The 17,988-nt window shown below is 64.2% G+C and carries 20 protein-coding genes; 15 read left to right on the top strand and 5 right to left on the bottom strand.

The genetic code is table 11. The annotated features are described in order from the left end of the window. The first annotated feature begins 20 nt into the window (after nucleotides 1-20). From gspG to gspD, 9 genes are read left to right on the top strand one after another with little or no spacing between them, the layout of a single operon-like run. Nucleotides 21-446, top strand: a complete 426-nt coding sequence (gene gspG, locus ACW9I6_RS12015) for a type II secretion system major pseudopilin GspG (RefSeq protein ID WP_003209911.1) — start codon at nucleotides 21-23, stop codon at nucleotides 444-446. Then, the gene (locus ACW9I6_RS12010; protein ID WP_003209913.1) at nucleotides 446-877 is read left to right on the top strand and encodes a type II secretion system protein; all 432 of its coding nucleotides are present in this window, start codon (nucleotides 446-448) and stop codon (nucleotides 875-877) included. The genes gspG and ACW9I6_RS12010 overlap by 1 nt, the downstream gene beginning before the upstream one ends. Beyond that, complete coding sequence (locus tag ACW9I6_RS12005; RefSeq protein ID WP_008437204.1) at nucleotides 874-1,242, top strand: type II secretion system protein; 369 nt, start codon at nucleotides 874-876, stop codon at nucleotides 1,240-1,242. The genes ACW9I6_RS12010 and ACW9I6_RS12005 overlap by 4 nt, the downstream gene beginning before the upstream one ends. Beyond that, nucleotides 1,239-1,856, top strand: coding sequence for a prepilin-type N-terminal cleavage/methylation domain-containing protein (locus ACW9I6_RS12000; protein ID WP_457339338.1), 618 nt, complete (start codon nucleotides 1,239-1,241; stop codon nucleotides 1,854-1,856). The genes ACW9I6_RS12005 and ACW9I6_RS12000 overlap by 4 nt, the downstream gene beginning before the upstream one ends. Then, on the top strand, nucleotides 1,853-2,575 hold the full coding sequence (locus ACW9I6_RS11995; protein WP_457339337.1) for a type II secretion system minor pseudopilin GspK: 723 nt from the start codon (nucleotides 1,853-1,855) through the stop codon (nucleotides 2,573-2,575). Before ACW9I6_RS12000 ends, ACW9I6_RS11995 begins: the two co-directional genes overlap by 4 nt. Beyond that, a complete protein-coding gene (locus ACW9I6_RS11990; RefSeq protein ID WP_457339336.1) occupies nucleotides 2,572-3,612 on the top strand; it encodes a type II secretion system protein GspL in 1,041 nt (346 codons plus the stop codon). The genes ACW9I6_RS11995 and ACW9I6_RS11990 overlap by 4 nt, the downstream gene beginning before the upstream one ends. Next, complete coding sequence (gene gspM / locus ACW9I6_RS11985) at nucleotides 3,587-4,198, top strand: type II secretion system protein GspM (protein ID WP_023659000.1); 612 nt, start codon at nucleotides 3,587-3,589, stop codon at nucleotides 4,196-4,198. Before ACW9I6_RS11990 ends, gspM begins: the two co-directional genes overlap by 26 nt. Further along, nucleotides 4,195-4,719, top strand: a complete 525-nt coding sequence (locus tag ACW9I6_RS11980) for a general secretion pathway protein GspN (protein ID WP_008437209.1) — start codon at nucleotides 4,195-4,197, stop codon at nucleotides 4,717-4,719. The genes gspM and ACW9I6_RS11980 overlap by 4 nt, the downstream gene beginning before the upstream one ends. Continuing rightward, nucleotides 4,716-6,917 (top strand): type II secretion system secretin GspD, encoded by a 2,202-nt coding sequence (gene gspD / locus ACW9I6_RS11975; protein ID WP_457339335.1) that lies wholly within the window; start codon nucleotides 4,716-4,718, stop codon nucleotides 6,915-6,917. Before ACW9I6_RS11980 ends, gspD begins: the two co-directional genes overlap by 4 nt. A gap of 8 nt (nucleotides 6,918-6,925) precedes the next feature. Here the strand turns inward: gspD and ACW9I6_RS11970 are convergent, their stop codons facing one another. From ACW9I6_RS11970 to ACW9I6_RS11955, 4 genes are all read right to left on the bottom strand, one after another. Beyond that, the gene (locus ACW9I6_RS11970) at nucleotides 6,926-7,588 is read right to left on the bottom strand and encodes an RraA family protein (RefSeq protein ID WP_003209925.1); all 663 of its coding nucleotides are present in this window, start codon (nucleotides 7,586-7,588) and stop codon (nucleotides 6,926-6,928) included. A 26-nt stretch (nucleotides 7,589-7,614) separates the two neighbouring features. Then, nucleotides 7,615-8,952, bottom strand: coding sequence for an MFS transporter (locus tag ACW9I6_RS11965; RefSeq protein WP_256344175.1), 1,338 nt, complete (start codon nucleotides 8,950-8,952; stop codon nucleotides 7,615-7,617). Nucleotides 8,953-9,055: 103 nt separating this feature from the next. Beyond that, nucleotides 9,056-10,279 carry a pyridoxal phosphate-dependent aminotransferase gene (locus ACW9I6_RS11960; protein WP_102605839.1) on the bottom strand — a complete coding sequence of 408 codons (1,224 nt, stop codon included), beginning with the start codon at nucleotides 10,277-10,279 and terminating at the stop codon, nucleotides 9,056-9,058. Then, on the bottom strand, nucleotides 10,276-10,932 hold the full coding sequence (locus tag ACW9I6_RS11955; RefSeq protein WP_177039766.1) for an RraA family protein: 657 nt from the start codon (nucleotides 10,930-10,932) through the stop codon (nucleotides 10,276-10,278). Before ACW9I6_RS11955 ends, ACW9I6_RS11960 begins: the two co-directional genes overlap by 4 nt. Before the next feature lie 104 nt (nucleotides 10,933-11,036). On the opposite strand from ACW9I6_RS11955, the gene ACW9I6_RS11950 reads away from it, so the two are divergent. Continuing rightward, complete coding sequence (locus ACW9I6_RS11950) at nucleotides 11,037-11,921, top strand: LysR family transcriptional regulator (RefSeq protein WP_134326192.1); 885 nt, start codon at nucleotides 11,037-11,039, stop codon at nucleotides 11,919-11,921. Here ACW9I6_RS11950 and ACW9I6_RS11945 read toward each other — a convergent pair. Next, on the bottom strand, nucleotides 11,918-12,820 hold the full coding sequence (locus ACW9I6_RS11945; protein ID WP_457339334.1) for a LysR family transcriptional regulator: 903 nt from the start codon (nucleotides 12,818-12,820) through the stop codon (nucleotides 11,918-11,920). The two genes, ACW9I6_RS11950 and ACW9I6_RS11945, sit on opposite strands and share 4 nt — an antisense overlap. Before the next feature lie 116 nt (nucleotides 12,821-12,936). Here ACW9I6_RS11945 and ACW9I6_RS11940 point away from each other — a divergent pair, with 116 nt between their 5' ends. The 5 genes from ACW9I6_RS11940 to ACW9I6_RS11920 are packed head-to-tail and all read left to right on the top strand — an operon-like array spanning nucleotide 12,937 to nucleotide 17,774. Further along, a complete protein-coding gene (locus tag ACW9I6_RS11940) occupies nucleotides 12,937-14,127 on the top strand; it encodes a CaiB/BaiF CoA transferase family protein (RefSeq protein ID WP_457339333.1) in 1,191 nt (396 codons plus the stop codon). Between the two features lie 15 nt (nucleotides 14,128-14,142). Continuing rightward, complete coding sequence (locus ACW9I6_RS11935) at nucleotides 14,143-15,108, top strand: hydroxymethylglutaryl-CoA lyase (RefSeq protein WP_457339332.1); 966 nt, start codon at nucleotides 14,143-14,145, stop codon at nucleotides 15,106-15,108. Next, a complete protein-coding gene (locus tag ACW9I6_RS11930) occupies nucleotides 15,105-15,488 on the top strand; it encodes a VOC family protein (RefSeq protein ID WP_457339331.1) in 384 nt (127 codons plus the stop codon). The genes ACW9I6_RS11935 and ACW9I6_RS11930 overlap by 4 nt, the downstream gene beginning before the upstream one ends. Beyond that, nucleotides 15,485-16,426 (top strand): D-2-hydroxyacid dehydrogenase, encoded by a 942-nt coding sequence (locus ACW9I6_RS11925; protein WP_457339330.1) that lies wholly within the window; start codon nucleotides 15,485-15,487, stop codon nucleotides 16,424-16,426. Before ACW9I6_RS11930 ends, ACW9I6_RS11925 begins: the two co-directional genes overlap by 4 nt. Nucleotides 16,427-16,475: 49 nt before the next feature. Further along, nucleotides 16,476-17,774 carry a dicarboxylate/amino acid:cation symporter gene (locus ACW9I6_RS11920; protein ID WP_457339347.1) on the top strand — a complete coding sequence of 433 codons (1,299 nt, stop codon included), beginning with the start codon at nucleotides 16,476-16,478 and terminating at the stop codon, nucleotides 17,772-17,774. The last annotated feature ends 214 nt before the right edge of the window (nucleotides 17,775-17,988 follow it).

Raw genomic sequence — 17,988 nt, 5'->3', positions numbered from 1 at the left:
AGACCCAAGGAAGCAAGCCGATGCGCCATACCCGTTTCAAACCCGCCCGCCGCCAAGGCGGTTTCACCTTGCTGGAAATGCTCGCGGTGATCGTGTTGCTGGGCATCGTCGCGACCATCGTGGTGCGCCAGGTGGGCGGCAACGTCGACAAGGGCAAATACGGCGCGGGCAAGGCGCAACTGGCCAGCCTGAGCATGAAGATCGAGAGCTACGGCCTGGACGTCGGCTCGCCACCCAAGACCCTCCAGCAATTGGTCGACAAGCCCGGCAACACCGCCGGCTGGGCCGGGCCGTACGCCAAGCCCTCAGACCTCAAGGACCCGTTCGGCCATGCCTTCGGCTATCGCTTCCCCGGTGAACATGGCGCCTTCGACCTGATCTTCTACGGTCAGGACGGCCAGCCCGGCGGCGAAGGCTACAGCGCCGACCTGGGCAACTGGGAATAATGCCGGCCCTCCAACGCGGCTTTACCCTGCTGGAGATGCTGGTGGTGATCGTGTTGATCAGCATCGCGGCCGGGTTGGTGGGATTTGGCCTGCAACAAGGCCTGCGAGTAGCGAAAGAGCGCCAGGTGGTCGGGCAGATGGTGGATGCCCTGCGCAGCACACGGGCACGGGCGATTGTCAGCGGCAGGTCGGCCAAGACCGTCTTCGACTTGGCCCGGCTGAGCTTTCAGGCGCCGGGGCAACCCATCAAGCACTGGCCGGCCGATCTGCAAGTGACCCTGCACACCGCCGAACACGCAGGCGCTGCGGTGGAGTTTTACCCCGACGGCAGCTCTACCGGCGGCAACCTGTTATTGGCCAATGGCACGCGGCGCTGGCGCATCGACGTCGGCTGGCTGACCGGCAGCGTGCAGTCCAGGGCATTGCCATGAAGCGTCAGTCGGGTTTCACCTTGCTGGAAATGCTCGCAGCGCTGACCCTCATGGCGATCTGCAGCACGGTGTTGCTGGTCGCGTTCGGCCAAAGCGCGCGCTCGTTGTTGCAGGTGGCCCACAGCGACCGCCTGACCCATACCGCCTTGAGCGTGATGGATCAGGAGGCGTCGGGGCCCCTGGCCAGTGGCGTGCGCGAGGGCGAGCTGGACGGCATTGCCTGGCAACTGCGCGTCGCCCAGCAGCCCACCCGCATCGGTCAGCCACATTTGTTTCGCCTCGATCTCAGCGTCAGCGAAGGTCCGCGCCGCGCAAATTTCAGTACCTTGAAACTGCGCGCCAGCCGCGACGGGAGCCTCCAGTGAAGCAGCAGCGGGGCTTCACGTTGCTCGAAATCATGATCGTGCTCAGCCTGCTGGGCGTGTTGTTGGCCCTGGTGGGCGGCGCGCTCCTGGGAGCCAACCGTGCAGTACTCAAGGCGCAGCGCTACACCGTCAGCCTGGATGAAAGTCGTGCCGCGCAACAGTTCCTGCGCACGTCCATCAGCGAGGCGCTGCCCCTGGACGTGACCGAGGACGACAGCCAGACCAACGGCTTTTTTGTCGGCGCTCCCCAGCGCCTGCAATACGTCGCGACCTTGCCGGGCGTGCTCGGCGGCGGTATCCAGCGTTTCACCTTGCAGTTGACCGAGCGCGAGTTGCAGGTGGCGTTCGCACGGTTTGAGTCCAATGCCCAAGTGAGCGTGCCGGCCACCCGCAGCGAGCCGCAGGTGTTGCTGAAGAACGTCGAGGATCTGCAATTCAGCTATCGCGGCCTGTCGCCCAAGGGCCAGGCCACCGGCTGGATCAGTAACTGGCCGTGGACCAAACGCCTGCCTTATGCGGTACGCATTGCAGCACAGGTCAACGGACCGGTGCCGTGGGTCACCCAAGTGGTTGCCCTGCGGCTGAACCTCTCCAGCGGAGCATCAGGCGAATGAAGCGTCAGCGCGGCGTTGCATTGCTGCTGGTGCTGTGGGTACTGGCGTTGCTCAGCTTGCTGCTGGGCGGCCTGGCCGGTTGGGTACAACTGGAAAGCCGCCAGGCCCTGTGGCATCGCCAGCATACCCAGGCGCTGCTGGCGGCGGAGGCGGGCGTGGCGTTGGCCATGCAGGCCCTGGCCGACCCGCTGCAACGCAAGCAATGGATCGCCGACGGCCGCGAAATGCCCATGGTATTTGATGACGCACAGCTTCACGTGAGCCTGCACAGCGAGCGCGGCAAGCTGTATTTGAACAGCGCCGAGGCCGCTGACTTTGCCCGCCTGGCCCTGGCCTGCGGTGCCACCCAGGCCCAGGCCAGCCGGCTCGCCAGGGACCTGGAAATGCGGCGCAACGCAGGCCTGGCGCCGTTCCGCGTGGTGGAGGAAGTGCGGCAATTGCCCGGCATGACCCAGGCGCTGTACAGCCGGGTGGCCCCGGAAATCAGTTTGTGGAGTGGCCTGGACCGGCCCGATCCCGCCTTCGCCAGCCCCTTGATGCGCCAGGCGCTGAACCTGCCCCGGCAGAGCGCGGTAGGGGCCGACCCCGGTGACGTGCTGGTGATCGACAGCCGCGCACAACGCCCCGGCGGTTACCACGCCCGGTTACGAACCACGGTTTTATTGAGCCCATCGGAGGGAAGCGCACAACCTTATCGGGTGCTGCGTTGGCAAGAATGAATCCATACCTTTCGGCGCGAGTGGCGCGCCTTCAACAGCTGGCCGAACCGCTCACCCGGCGCTGGCGCGGCAGCTTGCTGCAAGTGGGCTGGCGCCTGTGGCTCAAGGAGCTGCGTGGCTGCCTGCCGGCGTGGGTGTCGGTCCGTGACATCCCCGAGCACCGCTACCACTGGCCGTTGACCGGGCCGGTGGCAAAACCTGCCGACGAGGTGCGCCAGGTGCTGGTGCTCGCGCCCTCGGCGGTGTTGCTGCAAACCCTGCAACTGCCCCTGGCGGCCGCGCGCAACCTGTCGACGGTGGTGGGTTATGAGCTGGACCGCTTTACCCCGTTCGAAGCTGAACAGTTGTACTTCGTGGCCCGCCAGGAACGGCGCACCGCCACGCATGTGCAAGTGACCCTGGTGGCCATCCTGCGGGAGCGCCTGGATCAAATCCTGTTGGACTGCGCTGCTCTCGGCTTGCAGCCCCATGCGGTGGATGTGGACGGGCCAATGGGCATCGACCTGCTGCCGGCGCCGTTGCGCCCACGCCAGCGGCCGGCCGGGAAGGGCTTGCAACGCAGCCTGCCCTGGCTGTGCGGCGCCTTGCTGATTGCCGCGATGCTGCTGTGGCTCAACGACCGCCAGCGGGTGCTCGACGTCATGCAGGCGCAGGTGCAACAACAGAAAGCCCAGGTCGCCGAGGTCCAGAGCCTGCGCCAGCAACTGCTCAATACCCGTGGCGCCGCGCAGTACCTGATTCGCCGCAAGTCGGCACAACCGCCGTTGGCGGCGTTGCTCAACGAGCTGACCGCCTGCCTGCCCGCCGATACCTGGATCGACCAGTTGGAGGTCAACGACGGCGCCGACGTGTCCTTCTCCGGGCAGAGCGCCAAGGCGAGTGCCCTGATCACCCGGATCAAGGCTTGCCACAGCCTGGAAAACCCCCAGTTCGAAGGGGTGATCCAACCCGATGCGCAAACCGGCAAGGATCAGTTTTCCCTGCGCGCCCACTTGCACCAGGAGGCCGCCGATGCGCCGACCACTGACACCCCGTGAGCGTCGCGGCGCCGCCTTGCTGGTCCTGGCGCTGGTGCTGGGCGGCGGTTACTGGCTGCTGATCGACAGCTGGTTCGCCGGGCCATTGCGTGCCATGGGCGAGCAGGCCGAACAGCTGCGCGAACAACAGCAACGCTATGCGGGCCTGCTGCACCAGGGCGCCGCCTTGCGTGAGCAATTGGAGCAAGCCCGCCAGGACCCGGCCAGCAGCACCAGCCTGTTGCCGGGGGATGACCCCAGCGCCGTGGCGGCGGACCTGATGCAGCGCATCGCCGACCTGATCAACAGCCGCGCCGGCCTCGGCGGCGGCTGCAGCCTGACCCAGCGCATGCCCATCACCCCGGAGCAGGACGACACCGAGCCCTATCGCCAGGTCAAAGTCAGCCTGACCCTCAACTGCGCCATCGAACCCCTGACTGCGATCCTGCATGAGCTGGAGTACCAGCGACCGTTCCTTTTCGTGGATGAAATGAGCGTCCGTCGCGGGCCGAATGCCCCCGCCAGCGGCGGTGCCGGAAAGCTGGTGGTGCACCTGTTGGTGCGCGGTTATCTGCAACCGGCAGCCGCCACGCAGGCCCGCCGATGATCAATTCATTGCGCCCCCTCGAGTGGGTGTTGCTCGGTGTGGCCGGGCTGCTGGGCCTGCTGATGGTGGGCATCTTGAGCAGCATCGGCGACGCGCCGCAGTGGCTGGATGAGCCTGCCTCCGCCGTGCGCGCCAATGCTTCGGCGAAGGTTCACGTGGCCCCGAGTGCGACCCTGGAAAGCCTCGCCGGCACCTGGCAGGCGCCGCTGTTCAGCCCCGACCGCAGCCCCGATGCCGCCGTTGGCCAGGCCGAGATTTCCAGCCTGTCGAGCCTGAAGCTGACCGGCGTGCTGCTCGACGGCGACCTGCGCGTCGCGCTGCTCAAGCGTGACGAGGGCCCGCCGCTCAAGGTCCACCAAGGCCAGACTCTGCCCAACGGCTGGCGCCTGGAACACCTGACACCGCTGCACGCCCGTTTTGTGCTGGATGGCCGCACGCAAACCCTGAGCCTCAGCGTTCCGCGTTTGCCGCCGCCGTCCACCACACCACCGATTTCCCTTCCTCACGAGCCCGCTCCTTGATCGATACTTCCCCTAGCGCCTTGCGCACCAGCGTGTTTTGCCTGGCCACCGCCGTCGCCTTGGGCGGCTGTGGGTCATTCCCCGATCACCTCGACCCGGACGATGCCTTGCTTCACGAGGCGATGCAGGGCACCGGTTCGCAACGGCCGCCCGTGGACCCGGCCAGCGAGTCGCCTGCTGCCGACAGTCGCCAACCCCAGACGCCCACGCCGCCCCAGCGCCAGTTGATTCGCGGTAACCAGCAGTTCGTGCGCCAGCCCGCACCGGCGCCGGCGGTCAAGGATGAAGCCAGTGGCGACATCGTGTTCAACTTCGCCGACCAGCCGATTGAAGCGGTGATCAACAGCGTCATGGGCGACCTGTTGCACGAGAACTACAGCATCGCCCAAGGCGTGAAAGGCAACGTAAGCTTTTCCACCTCAAAGCCGGTGAACAAGAAACAGGCGCTGTCGATCCTCGAAACCCTGTTGTCCTGGACCGATAACGCGATGATCCGCCAGGGCCAGCGCTACGTGATCCTGCCCGCCAACCAGGCGGTGGCGGGCAAGCTGGTGCCGGAAATGAGCGTGTCGCAACCCTCCAGCGGGCTCTCGGCACGGCTGTTTCCGCTGCGCTATATCTCGGCTACGGAAATGCAGAAACTGCTCAAGCCGTTCGCCCGGGAAAACGCATTCCTGCTGGTGGACCCGGCACGCAACGTGCTGAGCCTGGCCGGTACGCCGGATGAGTTGGCCAACTATCAGGACACCATCGACACCTTCGACGTCGATTGGCTCAAGGGGATGTCGGTGGGGGTGTTCGGTTTGCAACGGGCCTCGGTGGCCGAGTTGATGCCCGAGCTGCAAAAAATGTTTGGCCCCGACAGCGGCATGCCCCTGGCGGGCATGGTGCGCTTCCTGCCCATCGAGCGGACCAATTCGGTGGTGGCGATCTCGTCCCAGCCGCAGTACCTCAGTGAAGTTGGCGACTGGATTCACACCATCGATGAAGGCGGCGGCAACGAGCCGCAGATGTACGTCTACGACGTGCGCAACATGAAGGCCACGGACCTCGCCAAATACCTGCGGCAGATCTACGGCACCGGCGCGATCAAGGACGATGCGCCGGCCAAGGTGGCGCCGGGGCTGCGCACGGCGACCTTGTCGTCACTCAACACCAGCGGCGGCACCTCGGGTGGCTTGAACAACAGCAGCAATAGCCCGCCCGTCAGTGACGATGAGGACCAGGCCCCGGTCGCCACTGAAGACACTGAAAACGCCGAGCCAGGCCCCGCCCCCAAAAGCCTCGATGCCGGCACCCGGATCACCGCGCAAAAAAGCAGTAACCAGTTGCTGGTACGCACCCGACCGGTGCAGTGGAAGGAGATCGAATCGGCGATCAAGCGCCTCGACAAGCCGCCGCTGCAAGTGCAGATCGAGACGCGCATCCTCGAAGTCAAACTCACCGGCGAACTGGACCTAGGGGTGCAATGGTACCTGGGCCGCCTGGCGGGCAACTCCACCAGCACCACGGTAGCCAATACCCCTGGCAGCCAGGGCGCCCTGGGTGGTGGCGGTGCGGAATTGGGCGCGGATTCGCTGTTCTATTCCTTCGTCAGCTCCAACCTGCAAGTGGCCTTGCACGCCCTGGAAACCAACGGCCGCACCCAGGTGCTGTCGGCGCCGTCGCTGGTGGTGATGAACAACCAGCCGGCGCAGATCCAGGTGGGTGACAACATCCCCATCAGCCAGACCACGGTCAGCACCGGCAACGCCGACAGCACCTTGAGCAGCGTCGAATACGTGCAGACCGGGGTGATCCTCGACGTGGTGCCGCGGATCAACCCGGGCGGCCTGGTGTACATGGACATCCAGCAACAGGTCAGCGACGCCGAGAACCAAACCACCAACAGCAGCGACACACCCAACAACCCGCGTATCTCCACGCGCTCGGTGTCGACCCAGGTGGCGGTGCAAAGCGGCCAGACCGTGTTGCTCGGCGGGCTGATCAAGCAGGACAACGCGGAGAGCGTCAGCGCCGTGCCGTCCCTGGGGAAAATCCCCGGGCTGCGCTGGTTGTTTGGCAACACCAGCAAGTCCAGGGATCGCACCGAGTTGATCGTGCTGATCACACCGAGGGTGATTACCAGCAGCAGCCAGTCGCGGCAGGTGACGGATGACTATCGCCAGCAGATGCAGCTGTTGCGACCGGCGAACTGAAGGACCTTTCAGCCCTTGCGTTGCAGGGTGTGATAACCCAGCGCCGCCCGTGCTTCACGCAGGGATTTGCCTTCATCGAGCAGCGCCCGGATACGCGCTTCCACCGCTTCAATCGAGCGTGCACAGGCTGCCACTTCATGGGCCCGCTCGCGCGGCACGATCACCACGCCATTGGCGTCGGCGACCACGATGTCCCGGGCGCACACCCGGGCCTGGCCGATGGACACCGGCTGGTTTACCGCTTCCACTTCAACCCGGTCCTTGCCCGTGCGCATGAACCGGCCCTTGGTGAACAGCGGGTAGCCGTCGCCCAGGGCCTTGCTCACGTCGCGGCACACGCCATCGATCACCGTCGCGGCGATCCGCTGGCTGCCGGCGTACTGGGTCATGATGTCGCCCCACACCGTGCAGTCGGTGCGTCCGTCGTTGTCGATCACCACCACATCGCCTTCGGCCACGTCATCGATAAAGTCGCCTACGGTGCCCGGCGGGGTGCTGGCGCTGACGTAGCGCACCGTGAAGGCCGGGCCGACCACCACCTGGCGATAGTTGTCCAGGGGCATGATTCCCAGGCATTGGCCGGGCAGGCCTAGCTTGTCCAGGGCGTCGGACACGCCCGGGGTGTCCAGGCCGGCAAACAGGGCAACCAATTCTTGGTCTTGGGGTGACATGGGTAACTCCTCGTGGTGGTGACAAATCAGGTCGGGTGGCTGGAGGCCGGGCGGGGCTCGGCAATGGTCAGCAAAATGATGAAGCTGATGAACGAGCCGATCGCCAGCCAGGCGAACACGTAGTTCCAGCCGTAGTTGTCCAGCAGCAGGCCGGTGATGAAGGGCGTGGCGGCGGCGCCCAACTGGCCGATCATGTTCACGATGGCGTTGGAGATCGGGAAGGTCTTCTTGGTGGTCAGGCCCATCGGGTAGACCATGTAGGACGAGAAGCCGAGGCTCAGCACCACGCCGGTCAGCATCAGCAGCAAGCCGTAGGGCAGGGGCTCGGCCGGTGAGTTGATCAGCAGGTACATCATCAACGAGGTGCCGACCGCCGACAGCAACATGCCCGGCTTGCGGCGCCCGCCCATCAGACGGTCCGAGCAGAAACCTCCCAGCAGGTTGCCCAGCACCGCGCCCACCCAGGGCGCTGCCGAGACCAGGCCCATGTTCATGATCGAAAACTGCTTGACGGTCATCAGGTAGGTGGGAATCCACGCCAGCAGCACGCTGGAGACACCGAGCTGGAAGCAGTAGCTGGTGGCGCACCCCCAGATATTCCATGAGGTGAAAACCTGACGGTTGGTTTCCAGGGGCTTTTCATCGCGGGTGCGGATCACCCGGTCGAGCTTTTTCACCCACGCCGGCGTCTTGTGCACACGGGCGGTCTGGGCGATTGCGGTGTCTTCGACGATGTATTGAAGTTCGGCCTGGTTGACGAAGCGGCTGCGGGACGGATGGTCGGTGACCATGAAGTACCAGACCACCGCCAGCACGATGCCCGGGATCGCAAAGAAGTAGAAAATTTCGCGCCAGCCCCATACCGAAATGATCACGGCACACAGCGGCGGCACGATCACCGGTCCGAACTTCACGGCCGACAGAAAGATCCCCGACGCGGTGCCTTTTTCCCGTGCCGGAAACCAGTTATTGATGGTGGTGGTCATGCTGATGGGCAGCGGGCCTTCGGCGATACCCAGGCCCAGGCGATAGAGTTTCAGCGCCAGCAGTGAGCTGGCGGTGCCCACCAGCCCGGTCAACAGGGAGGTCAGCACCATGGCCCCCGGCAGGATCCGGCTGACGCCAAAGCGCCCGAAGGCAAAGCCCGACGGCAGTTGTGCCAGGGCGTAAGCCAGCAGGAACAGGCTGACCAGGCCACCGGCCTGGGCATTGCTCATTGCAAATTCCTGGCGAATGAACGGCAGCGCCACGCCGAGGTTGGCCCGGTCGGCGGCGGCCACGGTGTAGATCAGGAAAATCAGCGCAGCAACCACCCAGCGGTATTGGCTGCGCACAGCGGGTTTTATGACTTCAGGCATAGACATGGGGGCGGACCTTGTTGTTGTGAGTGTTGTCCTGTTCGGCCTTAATCTTAAGAAGGGGCGCACGCCACCATTAGCGATATTTATCTATGTGAACTCATCACTTTTATTCTTCTGCCAGCAAGCTGCTGCAGAAGCCGCGGATTGCCTCGCACGCCTGGCGCAACGATTTGTCATCCAGGGCATAGGCGATGCGGATGTATGGCCCCAGGCCAAAGGCGCTGCCATGCACCACGGCTACATTGGCCTCATCCAGCAGCGCCAGGGCCACGTCTTCATCGCTGCGCAGCAGCCGCCCGCCCGCCGAGGTGCGCCCGATCAGCGCGGCGCATGAGGCGAACGCGTAGAACGCGCCGGCGGGGCTGATGCACGTCAGGCCTGGCGTGTCGTTCAGCAACTGGACCATCAAGTCCCGGCGCGCCTGGAACACCCGGCGGCTGTCGCGGATGAAATCCCTGGGGCCTTCCAGTGCAGCGAGGGCCGCCTGTTGCGAGATCGAACAGGCGCCGGAGGTCTGCTGGCCCTGGAGTTTTTCCATGGCCTCCAGCAGCCAGCGTGGGCCGGTGGCGAAACCGATGCGCCAGCCGGTCATGGCGTAGGCCTTGGACACGCCGTTCATGGTCAATGTGCGTGGTGCCAAACGCGGCTCAACCTGGGCCAGGGTATGAAAGGCCTGGCCGTCGAAGATCAGGTGCTCGTAAATGTCATCGGCCAGGATCAGCACCTGCGGGTGGGCCAACAGCACTTCGGCCAGCGCCCGTAGCTCGCCCTCGCTGTACACCGCGCCGGTGGGATTGGACGGTGAATTGAGGATCAGCCAGCGTGTTTGCAGGGTGATTGCAGCAGCCAGGGCCTCGGGTGTCAGCTTGAATCCACTGTTGGCATTGCAAGTGACGATGCGCGCCTCGCCGCCGCACAGTTGCACCATCTCCGGGTAACTGACCCAGTACGGCGCGGGCACGATCACCTCGTCGCCTTCATTGAGGGTGGCTGCCAGGGCGTTGTAGATCACCTGCTTGCCGCCGTTGCACACGAGGGTGTCCTGCCAGGACACGTCCAGGCCGTTTTCGCGCCGGAACTTCGCCGCCACCGCCTCCCGCAGGGCCCGCGCACCGGCCACCTGGGTGTAGCGGGTATGCCCGGTTTCAATGGCCTGGATCGCGGCTTCGCGGATATGCGCCGGGGTGTCGAAATCCGGTTCGCCGGCGCACAGCGAGATAATCTGCGCGCCTTGCGCCCGGCGTTCGGCGACGCGGTCCATGATGCGATAGGTGGCAGACGGTTGTGCGCTGGCCAGGCGCGGGTTCAGCCGCTGGATATCGGCGCTCATCGGCTGATCGCCTCAAACTGTGCGTCGTGCATCACCTCGACCACCGAGCGCCCGCTGCGCACGGCCTGCACCATGCCGTCCTGGCGGCGGGCAATGCGCTCGCCCAGGTCCAGGACCTTTTCGATCACCGCCTGGGGCACGAACACCGTGCCGCAGGTATCGGCGATCACGTAGTCGTCCTCGCTGACGCTTACGCCAGCAACGCTGAGGGTCACGCCGGCGTCGAGCTGCACCACGCGGTTGCGCGCGCTGATCATGGTCACGCCGCGTCCGTACACCGGATAGCCGATGGCTTCGCTGCCGTCGATATCGCGGCTGAAACCATCAATCACCGTACCGCGTATGTGTTTGCGCAACGCCGCGTTGGCGATGATGTCGCCCCAGCAGGAAATGCCCTCGATACCGCCGGCAATCACCAGCACCCGGTCGTCTGTCGCGACCTGTTCGATCACCGGGGTGATCAAGTGCACGGTCGGGGCGATGTCGGACTTGGGGCCGAGCAGTACGGTACTGGCGCGGCCAATGATCTTCGGGCAGTTCCACAACGGGCGCAGGCCCACGGTGGCGCCGGGCAGGCCGAGAAAGTCGAGGGCGTCGGACACGGTGTTGGTGTCCAGTGCGGCCAGGCGGTCGAGCAAACGGTCAGGGGTCATGGGCAAGCCTCGGGTGACGGAGGCGGCCAGTGTCAGGCAGTGCCTATGATAGGTATATTACGAAGTACAGAAGCCTTGCATACGCTTAACCTATGGATAAGACCATGATCAACTTTCGCCTGATTCGTCACCTCTGGTTGTTCCTGGCCGTGGCTGAAGAGCAGAACTTTGGCCGTGCGGCCAAGCGCCTCGGCATGTCCCAGCCACCGCTGAGCGAGCAGATCCAGGTGCTGGAGCAGGCGCTCAAGGTCAAGCTGTTCGACCGCTCCCGACGGGGGGCCAAGCTGACTCCGGTGGGCGCGGCGATCCTGCCGGCTGTGCGCAAGTTCGCCGAGCAGCTGGAGCGCCTGGAACTCGCCGTGGAAGAAGCGGTGGCGGGGCAGTCGGGGATGTTGACCATCGGCGCGATTTCCACGGCGATGTTTGATGTGCTGCCGGGGTTGATCGAGCAACTGAAGCTTGATTACCCGCAGCTCACGGTGTCGGTGCGGGAAATCGACAGCGTCGAGGCGTTGCCGGCGCTGGAGGCCGGGGATATCGACCTGGCGTTTGCCCGGCTGGATGGTGACCTTGGGGCTTCGGTGCAGTCATTGCCGCTGACGGAGGACCGGCTGGTGGTGGCGTTGCCGGCGGATCACCCGTTGGCGAGTCGTACGCGGATCAGTTTGTCGAGCCTGGCGAATGAGCCGTTGGTGATGTTTTCGCGCAACGTCAGTCCGGTGTATTTCGACAATTTGATCGCGACCTGTCGTGCCAGCGGGTTTTCGCCTCGGGTGCTGCATGAAGTGCGGTCGGTGGCTTCGCAGATCGCGTTTGTCAGCTATGGGCAGGGTATTGCGTTGGTGCCGGCGTCGTTGAAGAAGCTGGCGCCGGCCAATGTGGTGTTTCGGGCGTTGAGCCAGAAGCTCAATGTGGTGACCACGGCCGTCGCCTGGAATACCCAGCGGCCGAACCCGGTGGTGGAGGCGGTGATCGCGCGGTTTCGCTAGGGATTGCGCTGGCTCAGGTACTCGAACAGCTTCGCCGCCTCCGGTGCCAACTGCGCCTGGCTGCCGACCCCGACAAACAAGGTGCGCTGCGCCCAGTCGTCGTCCAGCTCCACCGCGATCAGCCGGCTGCCCAGCAGTTCGGCGCGCACCGATGACAGCGGCAGGATCCCGATGCCCAATCCGGCTTCGATCATCCGGCAGATCCCGTCGAAACTGCTGACCTGGATTCGCACCTTCAGCACCTTGCCGGCGCTTGCGGCGGCGTCAGTGATCCGACGCAGCAACGAGCTGCCCTGGTTCAGCGCCACATAGTCAAAACCCAGAGTGTCGCTGAAAGAAACTCTCCGTTCCGTAGCCAGCGCATGGCCCACCGGCACCAGCAACACCAGCCGGTCCTCGCGATACGGCAACTTGTACAGCCCCTCTGCCGGTACGTTGTCGGCAAAGATCCCGATATCGGCGCGGCCACTTTCCACCGCCTGGATGATCGGCTCGCTGAGGGCTTCTTCCAGGCCGATACGCACATGGGGATTGTCCCGCAGGAACGCCGCCAGGTCGTCCGGCAGGAATTGCACCACCGCCGAGGTGTTGGCGAACAAGCGCACGTGCCCGCGCACTCCCACCGCATAGTCACTGGCGTCACAGGCCATGCGGTTGACGCCTTCCAGAATGATTTTTGCGTGTTCAACCATGCCGTGTCCCGCCGCCGTCAGCTCCAGCCCCCGCGGCAGGCGCACGAACAGCGGGCACTCGGTGGTGCGCTCCAGTTCGGCCAGGCGCTTGCTGGCGGCCGACACCGTCATGTTGGCCTTTTCCGCGGCGCGGGTCAGGTTCGCGGTTTCGGCAGCGAAGATCAGCAAGCGCAAGGACAGCAGGTCGAAATGCAGGGGATTGATCATCAGGGCGTCCGAGGGTTTCCAATCTGGAAAGGATAGTGGCGAAATCCGAAATTTTCATCCGCACGGTTTGTGTCGATTATCCATGGCGCACGCACTCAACAAGAATGGAAAACGTCATGGGCTTACCGCTGCAAGGTCTCAAGGTCGTGGAGCTGGGTCAACTGATCGCCGGCCCGTTTGCGGCCAAAATGCTCGGCGAGTTCGGCGCCGAGGTGGTCAAGATCGAACCGCCGGTGACCGGCGATCCCCTGCGCAAATGGCGCTTGCTGCACGACGGTACCTCCGTGTGGTGGGCCGCACAATCACGCAACAAGCGCTCGCTGACCCTTGATCTGCGCCAGGCTGAGGGCCAGGAGGTGGTACGCCAACTGGTGGCGGACGCCGACGTGCTGATCGAGAACTTTCGCCCGGGCACCCTGGAAAACTGGGGGTTGGGCTGGGACACGCTGCATGCCCTGAACCCGAAGCTGATCATGCTGCGGGTCTCCGGCTACGGCCAGACCGGGCCTTACCGCGACCGCCCCGGCTTCGGCGTGATCGGCGAAGCCATGGGCGGCCTGCGCCACCTCTCCGGCGAGCCGGGGCGTACGCCGGTGCGGGTGGGTGTTTCCATTGGCGACTCGCTGTCGGCGTTGCACGGGGTGATCGGCATCCTGCTGGCCCTGCGGCATCGTGAACAGAACGGCGGCGAAGGCCAGCAGATCGACGTGGCGCTGTACGAATCGGTGTTCAACATGATGGAAAGCCTGTTGCCCGAATACTCGGTGTTCAACGCCGTGCGCGAACCCGCCGGCAGCAGCTTGCCGGGCATCGCGCCGACCAATGCGTACCGTTGCCGCGACGGCGGTTTTGCGTTGATCGCGGGCAATGGCGACAGCATCTATCAACGCCTGATGGAGGTGATCGCTCGTCCTGACCTGGCAGCCGACCCGGCGCTGGCGCAAAACGACGGTCGGGTGTTGCAGGTTGAACGCATCGACGTTGCCATTTCCGAATGGACCACTCAGCGAACACTGGATGAGGTGCTGGCGATCCTCACCGAAGCGCGGATTCCCGCCGGCAAGATCTACAACGCCGCCGACATCGCCCACGACCCGCATTACCGGGCACGCGACATGCTCCTCGACAGCCAGCTCGACGACGGCACACCGGTAACCTTGCCCGGCATCGTGCCCAAGCTCGGCACGACCCCGGGCCGCGTCATTCGCCCGGCGCCGACCCTCGGCCAGCACACCACCGAGATTCTCGACGGTCTCGGCATCGCTCCTGCGCAACAAGCCGACTGGCGCCAGCGCGGCATTATTTGAACCGGAGATACAGCCATGCAACGCCTGTTTTTGCAGGAAGTCGCCACCCGCGACGGTTTCCAGAATGAAGCTCGGTTTATCGAGACGGCCGACAAGATCGCCATGATCGATGCCCTCAGCCAGTGTGGTTTTGCCAAGATCGAAGTCACCTCGTTTACCTCGCCCAAGGCCATCACTGCGCTGCGGGATGCCGAAGCGGTGATGCATGGGATTCGCCGCAACCCCGCGGTGGAGTACACCGTGCTGGTGCCCAACGTGCGTGGCGCCGAGCGGGCGCTGGCGTGCAACATTGATGAAGCCAACCTGGTGATGTCGGTCAGCGAACCCCACAACCGGTCCAACCTGCGGATGAGCCGCGAGCAGTCGTTTGCCCAACTGCGTGAGGTGTTCAGTGTGACCGGCGCCAAGGGCCCGGTGGCGATCAATGTGTCGTTGTCGACGGTGTTTGGCTGCCCCATGCAGGGCGATGTACCGGTGGGGGAGGTGCTGCACTGGGTCGAGCGGTTTGCCGAGTTGGGCGCCCGGGGCGTGACCTTGTGCGACACCACCGGCATGGCCTACCCAAGCCAGGTCGAGGCGTTGTCCCGGGCCGTGCGCGAGCGGTTCCCGGCGCTGCAACTGACCCTGCATTTCCACAACACCCGTGGCATGGCATTGGCCAACGCACTGGCCGCGATCGACGCCGGGGTGGACCGCTTCGACTCATCCCTCGGCGGCCTCGGCGGTTGCCCTTACGCGCCGGGCGCCAGCGGCAACGTGTGCACTGAAGACCTGCTGCACATGCTGCAACTGATGGGGTTCAGCACCGGCGTCGACCTCGACCGCGTGCTGGCGGTTGCCCGGCAACTGCCCGGCCTGATCGGCCACGAGATTCCCAGCCAGGTCCTCAAGGCCGGTAAACGCCTGGACCTGCACCCGATTCCCGCCCATGTCGCCAGCCTGGAAAAGCAGGTGGCCAACACCCTGGAGCTGCGCCCATGATCGATCATCTTGACCACCTGGTACTCACCACCCTCGACCCGGTTGCCGCCGAGGATTTCTACGTGCGCGTGCTGGGCATGCAGGTGCAGACCTTCGCCGGCGGGCGCAAGGCGTTCGCCTTCGGCCAGCAGAAAATCAACCTGCACGTGCGCGGCCACGAGTTCGAGCCCAAGGCACACTTGCCCGTACCGGGGGCGCTGGACTTGTGCTTTATCGCCTCGATTCCACTGGACCAGGTGATTGCTCGCCTGGCCAAGGTTCAGTGGCCGATCATCGAGGGCCCGGTGATGCGTACCGGCGCCACCGGGCCGATCCGCTCGGTATACGTGCGTGACCCGGACCTGAACTTGATCGAGATTTCCGAGCAGGTGCAGCCATGAACGTGGTGTTCCTCGACAGCGACAGCCTGCCGCTGAACATTCCTGCGCCGGGCTGGGTCACCGACTGGCAAGACCGCCCCGATACGCCTGCCGATCAAGTAGTGGACGTGTCCCGGCATGCCCACGTATTGATCACCAACAAGGTGCGCATTGGCCGCCTTGAACTCGAGCAGCTGCCGAACCTGCGTTTTATCTGCGTTGCGGCAACCGGCTACGACTGCATTGACTTGGCCGCTTGCCGCGACTTTGGCGTGAGCGTATCCAACGTGCCGGCGTATTCGGCGCAAAGCGTCGCCGAGTCGGTGATCGCCTCGATCTTTGCCTTGCGCCGGCAGCTGTTTGCCTACCAGCGCGCGGCGCGGCGGGACTGGGCGAATTCAAGGCACTTTTGCGTGCACCGCGAGCCGATCCAGGATGTGCAGGGCAGCGTGGTGGGCATCCTCGGCAAAGGGGCGATTGGCCTTGCTACGGCGCGCCTGGCGAGTTCCTTGGGCATGCGCCTGATGTTCGCCGAGCACCGAGGTGTGACAGCGGTGCGGCAGGGTTACCAGTCGTTTGAAACCGTGCTGGCGCAAAGCGACGTGATTTCCCTGCACTGCCCGCTGACCGAGCATACCCGCCACCTGATCGGCGTCGCAGAACTTGCCCAAATGAAGCCCGGCGCCTTGCTGATCAACACCGCACGCGGGCCGCTGGTGGATGAAGCCGCAGTGCTCACGGCACTGGAGCGTGGCCGGCTTGGGGGGGCAGCCCTGGATGTGCTGTGCCAGGAACCGCCACCGGCCGAACACCCCTTGCTCAACAGCCCGCACTCCAACCTGATCATCACGCCCCACGTGGCCTGGGCCAGCCAGAGCAGCCTGCAACGGCTGGCCGACGGCATCCTCGGCAACCTTCAGGGCTACCACCGCGGGAGCCTGGTCAACGTCGTGTCGTAGAGGTTTCACCCTCCCACAACAAGGTCCACTCATGAAAACAATAACAAGCATGATTTCGGAAAAATCCCCGTCACGCCTGCGCCGCGTACTGCGCCACCTGTATGTGCAGGTGCTGCTGGCGATCCTGCTGGGCATTATCGTCGGGCACTTTTACCCCAGCGTGGGTGAGCAGATGAAGCCCTTGGGCGACACGTTCATCAAGCTGATCAAGATGCTGATCGCACCGATCATCTTCTGTACGGTGGTCAGCGGTATTGCGAGTATGCAGAGCCTCAAGCGCATCGGCCGGGTCGGCTTCAAGTCGCTGTTGTACTTCGAAGTGCTGACCACGCTGGCGCTGGTGATTGGGTTGATCGGCGTCAACCTGATGCAGCCCGGGGCGGGTATGCATATCAATCCGGCGACCCTCGATGGCCAGGCGGTTGCCGGCTACAGCAAGCTGGCCCATGAGCAGAGCGTGGTGGGCTTTCTCACGCATATCGTGCCGGGTACCGTGTTCGGTGCGTTTGCCGAGGGTGACATTCTGCAGGTGCTGTTCATTTCCATCCTGTTTGCGTTCGCGCTGCAGATGCTTGGCGCGGCCGGCAAGCCGTTGCTGAACCTGATTGATCTGGTGGCCCAGGCGTTTTTTCGCATGGTCAGGATTGTCATGTATGTGTCGCCGCTGGGGGCGTTTGGTGGCATGGCATTTACTATCGGCAAGTACGGCGTGGGCTCGCTGGGGGCCTATGGGAACTTGTTGATCTGCTACTACGTGACGGCGGTTTTCTTTGTGTTTGTAGTGTTGAACCTGGTGGCGCGGTTGTCTGGTTTCAGTTTGTGGCAGTTTCTCAAGTACATTCGCGATGAGTTGTTTCTGGTGCTTGGGACGTCGTCCTCGGAGTCGGCGTTGCCGCGGTTGATGGGCAAGCTTGAGCGTCTGGGCTGTGAGAAGTCGGTGGTGGGATTGGTGGTGCCGTCGGGTTATTGCTTCAACCTTGATGGCAGTTGCATCAACATGACGGTGCTGGCGATTTTTATTGCCCAGGCGTTGGATATCCCCCTGGATTTGTGGCACCAGGTCACGTTGTTGCTGATTCTGCTGCTGACGTCCAAGGGGGCGGCCAGTGTTACCGGTGGGGCGTTTATTACGCTGGCGGCGACCCTCGGTAGTCTGGATGTGATTCCGGCGGCGGGGTTGGTGTTGGTGCTCGGGGTTTATCGGTTTATTTCCGAGGGTGGGGCGTTGATCAATGTGATTGGCAATGGTGTGGCGACGCTGTTTATTGCCAAGTGGGAAGGGGCGCTGGACGAGGAGAAGCTGGCGGCGCAGTTGCGGGATGGTTGTGCCAGGGAGGGGCGGGTGTGAGTGTGGGGGTGAGTACATATCCGTTATTTGGGTAACGGCGGCTCATGGTTTCGCTCTTACAGCGAGTCACTTTGCAAAAAAAGCGGCAAAGTAACCAAAGCGCTCTGCCCCGCCTGTCGGCGCCTCGCCTAGGCTCGGCGTTCCCTCACTCCGGCAGCACGAAGCGGGCCGCCGCGACGGGCCATCCATGGCCCGGCGCGGCTAAACCGGCGTC

The organism is Pseudomonas sp. SDO5522_S412 (assembly GCF_054071215.1).
This window is presented reverse-complemented; position numbering and strand designations above follow the sequence as displayed.

What these genes read in the sequence shown, in the direction of transcription:
- gspG (WP_003209911.1), top strand. Translation starts at nt 21, where the DNA reads ATGCGCCATACCCGTTTCAAACCCGCCCGCCGCCAAGGCGGTTTCACC.
- ACW9I6_RS12010 (WP_003209913.1), top strand. Translation starts at nt 446, where the DNA reads ATGCCGGCCCTCCAACGCGGCTTTACCCTGCTGGAGATGCTGGTGGTG.
- ACW9I6_RS12005 (WP_008437204.1), top strand. Translation starts at nt 874, where the DNA reads ATGAAGCGTCAGTCGGGTTTCACCTTGCTGGAAATGCTCGCAGCGCTG.
- ACW9I6_RS11995 (WP_457339337.1), top strand. Translation starts at nt 1,853, where the DNA reads ATGAAGCGTCAGCGCGGCGTTGCATTGCTGCTGGTGCTGTGGGTACTG.
- ACW9I6_RS11990 (WP_457339336.1), top strand. Translation starts at nt 2,572, where the DNA reads ATGAATCCATACCTTTCGGCGCGAGTGGCGCGCCTTCAACAGCTGGCC.
- gspM (WP_023659000.1), top strand. Translation starts at nt 3,587, where the DNA reads ATGCGCCGACCACTGACACCCCGTGAGCGTCGCGGCGCCGCCTTGCTG.
- ACW9I6_RS11980 (WP_008437209.1), top strand. Translation starts at nt 4,195, where the DNA reads ATGATCAATTCATTGCGCCCCCTCGAGTGGGTGTTGCTCGGTGTGGCC.
- ACW9I6_RS11970 (WP_003209925.1), bottom strand. Translation starts at nt 7,588, where the DNA reads ATGTCACCCCAAGACCAAGAATTGGTTGCCCTGTTTGCCGGCCTGGAC.
- ACW9I6_RS11965 (WP_256344175.1), bottom strand. Translation starts at nt 8,952, where the DNA reads ATGTCTATGCCTGAAGTCATAAAACCCGCTGTGCGCAGCCAATACCGC.
- ACW9I6_RS11960 (WP_102605839.1), bottom strand. Translation starts at nt 10,279, where the DNA reads ATGAGCGCCGATATCCAGCGGCTGAACCCGCGCCTGGCCAGCGCACAA.
- ACW9I6_RS11955 (WP_177039766.1), bottom strand. Translation starts at nt 10,932, where the DNA reads ATGACCCCTGACCGTTTGCTCGACCGCCTGGCCGCACTGGACACCAAC.
- ACW9I6_RS11950 (WP_134326192.1), top strand. Translation starts at nt 11,037, where the DNA reads ATGATCAACTTTCGCCTGATTCGTCACCTCTGGTTGTTCCTGGCCGTG.
- ACW9I6_RS11945 (WP_457339334.1), bottom strand. Translation starts at nt 12,820, where the DNA reads ATGATCAATCCCCTGCATTTCGACCTGCTGTCCTTGCGCTTGCTGATC.
- ACW9I6_RS11940 (WP_457339333.1), top strand. Translation starts at nt 12,937, where the DNA reads ATGGGCTTACCGCTGCAAGGTCTCAAGGTCGTGGAGCTGGGTCAACTG.
- ACW9I6_RS11935 (WP_457339332.1), top strand. Translation starts at nt 14,143, where the DNA reads ATGCAACGCCTGTTTTTGCAGGAAGTCGCCACCCGCGACGGTTTCCAG.
- ACW9I6_RS11930 (WP_457339331.1), top strand. Translation starts at nt 15,105, where the DNA reads ATGATCGATCATCTTGACCACCTGGTACTCACCACCCTCGACCCGGTT.
- ACW9I6_RS11925 (WP_457339330.1), top strand. Translation starts at nt 15,485, where the DNA reads ATGAACGTGGTGTTCCTCGACAGCGACAGCCTGCCGCTGAACATTCCT.
- ACW9I6_RS11920 (WP_457339347.1), top strand. Translation starts at nt 16,476, where the DNA reads ATGATTTCGGAAAAATCCCCGTCACGCCTGCGCCGCGTACTGCGCCAC.